Source organism: Xanthobacter autotrophicus (genome assembly GCF_030015065.1).
Lineage (GTDB): Bacteria > Pseudomonadota > Alphaproteobacteria > Rhizobiales > Xanthobacteraceae > Xanthobacter > Xanthobacter autotrophicus_D.
Genome location: NZ_JAIVFN010000250.1, coordinates 1 through 1759, shown reverse-complemented (window position 1 = coordinate 1759; position 1759 = coordinate 1). Strand labels below are relative to the sequence as shown.

At 68.9% G+C, this 1759-nt stretch carries 1 protein-coding gene and 1 pseudogene; both read left to right on the top strand.

What is annotated here, in order from left to right; all coding sequences use genetic code 11:
- Positions 1-710: carbon-phosphorus lyase complex subunit PhnI (locus K9U40_RS22855; protein ID WP_282892381.1), on the top strand; the 710-nt coding region annotated here is incomplete at its 5' end.
- A 26-nt stretch (positions 711-736) separates the two neighbouring features.
- Positions 737-1591, top strand: a pseudogene (locus tag K9U40_RS22850) (alpha-D-ribose 1-methylphosphonate 5-phosphate C-P-lyase PhnJ); the annotation flags it as partial.
- Positions 1592-1759: the final 168 nt, after the last annotated feature.

Below are 1759 nucleotides of genomic sequence, written 5' to 3'. Positions count from 1 at the left end.
CCCCCATGCCCCGCGTCACCGACCTGCTCGGCGACGAAGGCCTCATCGAGCCCGCCCCGGCGGACGACGGCACGCCGCCCCGAGACCTCACCCGCGAGCCGCTCGCCTTCCCCGCCGACCGGCCGCTGCGGCTGCAGGCGCTGGCGCGGGGCGACGAGGGCTTCCTGCTGGCGCTTGGCTATTCCACCCAGCGCGGCTATGCGCGCACCCATCCCTTCGTGGGCGAGATCCGCTTCGGCGAGGTGGAGGTGAGCCTTTATGCGGAAGAGCTGGGCTTCGCCGTGCCGCTGGGCGAGATCGCCGTCACCGAGTGCCAGAGCGTGAACCAGTTCAAGGGCTCGGCCACCCAGCCCCCGCAATTCACCCGCGGCTACGGCCTCGTCTTCGGCCAGCTGGAGCGCAAGGCCATGTCCATGGCGCTGGTGGACCGGTCGCTGCGCTTCGCCGAGCTGGGCGAGGAGAAGAGCGCCCCGGCGCAGGACGAGGAATTCGTGCTCTCCCACTGCGACAACGTGCAGGCCACCGGCTTCGTGGAGCACCTGAAGCTGCCCCACTACGTGGACTTCCAGGCCGAATTGGACCTCATCCGCCGCATGCGTGCGGAGCACGCGGAAGCGTCAGAGCGTGCGGAGCACGCGAGCGCGGCAGACACTGCGGAGCAGGCAACACCGGAAGCGGACCAAGCCCCCCGCCGGGAGGCCGCCGAATGACCGCCCTCGCCCGCACCGCTTCCGGCATGCCCGCCATCACCTACAACTTCGCCTATCTGGACGAGCAGACGAAACGGATGATCCGCCGGGCCATCCTGAAGGCCATCGCCATCCCCGGCTATCAGGTGCCCTTCGCCTCGCGCGAGATGCCCATGCCCTATGGCTGGGGCACCGGCGGCGTGCAGGTGACCGCCGCCATCCTCGGCGCGAACGATGTGCTGAAGGTGATCGACCAGGGCTCGGACGACACCACCAACGCGGTGGCCATCCGCACCTTCTTCGAGACCACGGCGCGGGTGGCCACCACCACCCGCACGCAGGACGCCACCATCATCCAGACCCGCCATCGCATCCCCGAGGCGCCGCTGAGGGAAGGCCAGGTCATCGTCTACCAGGTGCCCATCCCCGAGCCCCTGCGTTATCTCGAGCCGCGCGAGACCGAGACCCGGCGCCTGCACGCCCTCGCAGACTATGGGCTGATGCAGGTGAAGCTTTATGAAGACATCGCCCGGCACGGCCACATCGCCACCACCTACGCCTATCCGGTGAAGGTGGCGGGCCGCTACGTGATGGACCCTTCCCCCATCCCCAAGTTCGACAACCCGAAGATGGACGACAGCCCGGCGCTGCAATTGTTCGGCGCGGGGCGGGAGAAGCGCATCTATGCCATCCCGCCCTACACGCGGGTGGTGTCGCTGGATTTCGAGGACCACCCGTTTGCGGTGCAGGCCTTCGCCGAGCCCTGCGCCCTGTGTGGCGCCAAGGGGGTCTATCTCGACGAGGTGATCCTCGACGACAAGGGCTCCCGCATGTTCGTGTGCTCCGACACCGACCATTGCGCCACCCGGCAGGACGAAGGCCATACCGGCTCCATGAGCGCGCCCTATGGGGAGGGCGCTGCGGCAAGCGCCGCCTCCCCTCGAACCACCGCCTCCGCCCGAACCACAGTGCCCCCTCTCCCGCCTGAGGCCGGAAACATCCGGCCTCAGCTTGTAGGAACCGAACTCGGCAACAGCCGAGTTCGGGCGGGGGAGGGTTGGGAAGGGGGC